This is a genomic window from Comamonas composti DSM 21721 (assembly GCF_000429845.1).
Lineage (GTDB): Bacteria > Pseudomonadota > Gammaproteobacteria > Burkholderiales > Burkholderiaceae_C > Comamonas > Comamonas composti.
Genome location: NZ_AUCQ01000051.1, coordinates 1 through 4,776, shown reverse-complemented (window position 1 = coordinate 4,776; position 4,776 = coordinate 1). Strand labels below are relative to the sequence as shown.

Annotated in this window: 5 protein-coding genes; all 5 read right to left on the bottom strand. The window is 64.6% G+C overall.

Features of this window, described 5'->3' with window-relative positions; genetic code table 11:
* On the bottom strand, window positions 1-252 hold a 252-nt coding region (locus G486_RS0116835), incomplete at its 3' end, for a hypothetical protein (RefSeq protein ID WP_211233788.1).
* 188 nt (window positions 253-440) lie between these two features.
* Window positions 441-1,901, bottom strand: a complete 1,461-nt coding sequence (locus tag G486_RS0116830; RefSeq protein WP_027016581.1) for an N-acyl-D-amino-acid deacylase family protein — start codon at window positions 1,899-1,901, stop codon at window positions 441-443.
* 1 nt (window position 1,902) lies between these two features.
* Window positions 1,903-2,817 (bottom strand): MurR/RpiR family transcriptional regulator, encoded by a 915-nt coding sequence (locus tag G486_RS22690; RefSeq protein ID WP_034388231.1) that lies wholly within the window; start codon window positions 2,815-2,817, stop codon window positions 1,903-1,905.
* Window positions 2,818-2,832: 15 nt separating this feature from the next.
* Window positions 2,833-4,128: an amino acid deaminase gene (locus G486_RS0116820; protein ID WP_156920075.1), complete on the bottom strand. Its 1,296-nt coding sequence runs from the start codon at window positions 4,126-4,128 to the stop codon at window positions 2,833-2,835.
* 206 nt (window positions 4,129-4,334) lie between these two features.
* A partial coding sequence (locus G486_RS22685) for a transposase (RefSeq protein ID WP_034388234.1) occupies window positions 4,335-4,776 on the bottom strand: 442 nt, incomplete at its 5' end.

Here is a 4,776-nt window from a genome sequence, read left to right as displayed (position 1 = left end):
CGCCAGAGCGCCCAAGACCCCCTTGCCATCGAGCGCTATGCGTACCGAGAACTCCTGGCCTACCAGATCCTTGATCGGCAGGTTGGCCGTGACCGTTTCGGTGAGTGCCGGGCTGTCCGGAGTCTGTAGCTCGACCGTGTAGCAAAACAGCTGTCCCAGAGATTCGTGGCCTTGCAGGGATTTGAATTCCAATGCAGGAAGGCCCAAAAGACTGGGCATGGCCGGAGAATCTACTTGTATGGTGCGACTCATGCGGGGATCTATCCTTGAAAGGAGTTGAACCTGGTTACAAACCGGAGTCGTTGAAGTTACAAGGGAATGCTCTCGATAAGTGCTGTTGGCTTTGTCAAGTTTTGCAGATTGATGGCATCGCAAGGTCCATCCTCGGCAACGCATCATGCGTCTGGCATATGGCTCACCCAGGGCGTATCGCCCTGTCTTCAGTGGCTGGCCATCCTGCGCACAAAGCGCCCCGCACGCGCGCCGGTGGCCCGGCCCTGGGCCGTGTAGCTGAGCTGGCCGTTGACCCACACCCGCTCTATGCCCTGGCTGAACTGCAGCGGGCTTTCGTAGCTGGCCAGGTCGCGCACACGCTCGGGGTCGAACACCAGCACATCGGCGTGAAAGCCCTCGCGCAGCAGGCCGCGCTCGGCCAGGCGAAAGCGCGAGGCCGACAGCCCCGTCATCTTGTGCACGGCCTCTTCCAGGCCCAACACGCCTTTTTCGCGCCAGTAGCAGGCCAGCACACGGGGAAAGGCGCCCCACAGCCGTGGATGGGGACGCTCGTCATGCGGCAGGCCATCCGAGCCAATCATGGACTGGGGGTGGGCGATCACGCGCTCCACATCTGCTTCACACATCTGGAAATAGCAAGCACCGCCGGGTTGCAGGCGCTCGCAGGCCTCGCGCTCGCTGAGACTCCATTCCCGCGCAATGTCCTTGAGGTAGCGGCCCACCATTTCGGGATGGGGCTGGCTGCCGGTGATCAGGATGTCGATCACCCCGTCCACCAGATCGCTGCGCAGCACCGTGGAGCCGGCGGTATAGGGATAGACATCCAGGCTGATGGGCTGGAGCTGGCCCAGCGCATCGATCAGGCCCAGGGTCTCCCGCGTGCGGCCCCAGTTGGCCGCGCCCGCGCATTTGTGGTGGGACAGCACCAGCGGCAAACCGGCCTGGCGCGCGGTCTGGGCCGCCTCCTGCAGCGCAGGCAGTATCTGCGCCAGCTCGTCGCGTATATGGGTGGCATAGACACCGCCATGGCGGGCAGCGGCCGTGGCCAGGGCCACCAGCTCGTCTAGGTCGGCCGCATAAGCCTCTTTGTAGAACACGCCCGATGACAGGCCCAGCGCACCGGCCTCCATGGCGGCGGCCACCTCCTCGGCCATGGCCTGGCGCTCGGCCGGCGTGGCCGCACGGTCCAGCTCGGCCATATGGCGCATGCGCAGCGCCGTATGGCCTATCAGCGCCGCTACGTTGACGGCGGGCTGTGCCGCATCCACGGCCTGGGCATAGGCCGCCATGCTGGCATGGCGGAACTGGCGTTTGCCCAGCAGCGACAGCGGCGCCTTCGGCGTATCTGTCACCACGGGGGCCAGCGAGATGCCGCAGTTGCCCACGATCACCGTGGTCACGCCCTGGGAGAGCTTGGGCAGCATATCGGGCGCATCCATGGCGGCCGCATCGTCGTGGGTGTGCACATCGATGAAACCCGGTGCCACTACCATGCCGCTGCAATCTATCTCCTCCACGCCGGCGCTGCGCCAGGGAGCCAGTTGCGCATCGCTCAGTGCGGCGCCCATGGCCACGATACGACCCTGGGCCAGCAGGATGTCACCCGCCCAGGCGGCCTCGCCCGAGCCATCCACAATGCGCCCTCCGCGCAACCAGCTTGCTGTCATGTCAATCGTCCTGTTCCATACCTGGGGCCTGGTCCAGCACCCCCTCGTATCCGACGCTGTCAAAGCCATGCTTGTGCAACAGCTGCTTGAACTGCTGCAGGCCTCGGGTGGCCACAGGCCCCAGTTTTTGCGCCAGGCGCACGGTGAGAATTTCGATGATGACCAGATGGGCCAGATAGGCCTCGGTGCCCACACGCATCACGGCGTCCTGGGGCACGGACACGGCCAGCAGCAGATCGGCCGCTTCGGCCAGTGGTGTGCCGGGCTGGGTCAGCGCCACCACCGTGGCGCCCTGGGAACGCGCAAAGCGCGCGGCCTCGATGGTGTAGGGCATGCGGCCCACATGGGAGATCACAAAGGCCACACCGCCCGGCCCCAGCGTGCTGGCCGAGACCAGTTGCTGGTGGGCATCGAAAATGGCGTTGGCCGTGCGCCCCAGGCGAAACAAACGGCTTTGCAGCTCGTTGGCCATAAAGGTCGATGCCGCACCCACGGAGTAGCAATCGATGCGCCGGGCCTGGGCCAGCTGCGTGGCCACACGGTCGATCATGTCCACATCCATGCGCCGGCCCAGATCGGCGAGCGAGGACACGGCCGCATGCACGATCTTGCTGGCCACGTCCTGCACCGCGTCCTCGGCCAGCACGCTGCGGTGGATGTAGGAACCGGACACGGCCAGATCCTGGGCCAGGGCCAGCATGAATTCGCGCACCGAGTCATGGCCAAAGCTGCGGCAGGTGCGCACGATGGTGGGCATGGACACCCCGGCCTGCTGGGCCAAGTGCTCCACTGTGGCAGCCACAGCCTCGCGCGGGTCTTGCAGCACATATTGCACCACGCGGCGCTGGGCATCGGGCAGTTGCTCCAGGCGCTCGCGCATCTGTTGCAGCAGGCCAGATGCAGAAGAAGAAATCATAGATTCAGGCATGCATCAAAACCGGGTGTGAATGGCGCTGCACACGGCACCGTCGTCTTCGATCACGGGCATCCAGCGCCATTTATCAAACGTGGTGCAGGGGTGGGAAATGCCCAGTTCCACCAGATCACCCACCAGCGGCCAGGCCTGCTGCGGAGCCTTTTCATCAAAACGCAGATAGGCGTGTTGGTCATTGAGGGCGCTGATGCTCCAGCCATGGGGGGCGGGCTGCGCCACACGCTCACCGCGCCTTGCCAGGCCCACGGGCACGGGCATTTCCAGGTCATAGGAAATGTCGCGCCGGCCACAGGTCAGCAGCGCCAGCCCTGGCTCGGGCACGGACTGCACCATGGCCCAGACACTGAGCGCGGGGCGCAGCGAGGCATCTAGGCCTTCGCGCTGCTCCACCAGCTGCAAAAAACGCTGGTAGTTGCCATGATCGTGGGTGATGTAGCAGCCCGAGCGCAGCACGCCGTGCACGGAGCGAGACAGGTTCTGGGTTTGCAACAGGGGCACGACCAGATCGAACACGGCCGAGCCACCGGCCGTGAGCAAAACATGCGCTTCCCCTTCTGCCCACAGGCCTTGGGCGTCGCAAGCCTGTGCAGCCTCCACCACGCGGCGCACCAGGGCCGTGACCTCACGTGCATCATGTTCGCTGTCGCAGCGTGCCACGCCGCCCTCATAGCACTCTATGCCGCCCAGCCGCGCCACGGGCGAAGCCGCAATCGCCTGTGCCAGATCCACCGCCTGCTCCAGGCTGCGGCAGCCCGTGCGCTGGCCAGGCACGCCCATTTCCAGCAGCACATCGAACACGCGCTGGCTGCTGCGGCGTGCAGCCCAATCTGCTATCAGCGCCAGTTGCGCCCGCGAGTCGACCAGAAACCACAGTCGCAAATCAGCATGGCGATTCAGCAAGGCATCCAGCGCATCCAGATCGGCATCGCAAACCACCTGGTTGGCAATGATGATGCGCCGCGCCCCGGCCGCCACACCCACGCTGGCCTGGTAGGCCGTGGCAAAAGTCAGCCCCCAGGCCCCCTGGGCGAGTTGCCTGGCAAACAGCTCGGGCGACATGGTGGTCTTGCCATGCGGGGCCAGCAGCACGTTTTTGCGCTGCGCAAAATCCTGCATCCAGGCCAGGTTGTGCTCCAGCGCCGAGCGACGCAGCACCGCCAGCGGCAGCGGCAAATCACTGGCAAAAAGATTCCAGCCCCGCGCCGCAATCTCGCTGGCCCGGCAGGGCTGGGCCGTCAGGGGAAAGCCTTTGCAAGCGGCATCCAGCAAAGGGTTTGAAAAATCAGAAGTCATGGTGTTGATCGACATTCGTTATCCATAGCGTTGCGCTGTGCGGGCTACTCCCTCACCCCCACCCTCTCCCCAAGGGGCGAGGGCGCAAGACCAGGGCGTGCCGCACAAAACTGGCGCGCCCCAAGCCAGAGACAGCGAGCAAGGGCCGCCCCGCAGCGAGGCTGTCGCCCCCCTCCGGCGAAGCCAGAGAGCAACTGTGTTCAAAGTCAAGCGTTTTGAGATGCATTGCCAACCTGTGAGTAAGTCGCAGACCAAGGCTGACCAGACTTGATCACGGCATTGATCATGCTCAGTAACTTTCGCATGCAGGCCACGATGACAACTTTGGGCGCTTTGCCTGCCGCACGCAGACGGTCTCTGAACTGCATGATCACCGGCTCGTGGCGCATGGAACTGAGCGTGCTCATGTACAGCGCCGAGCGCACGTCTGCACGTCCGCCCCAGATGCTGCGCTTGCCACGCGACTTGCCGCTGTCGCGTGCCAGCGGCGCAACGCCAACGAGCTTACTGATCTCACGCCGACTCAGCTTGCCCAGCTCCGGCAGCATGCCCATGAGCACCGCCTGCGTGTTTGGACCTATGCCTTTCAAACCCTTGAGCAGCTCTGCCTGGCGCTTGAAGTGCATCCTCAGACGCCCTCCAATGTCG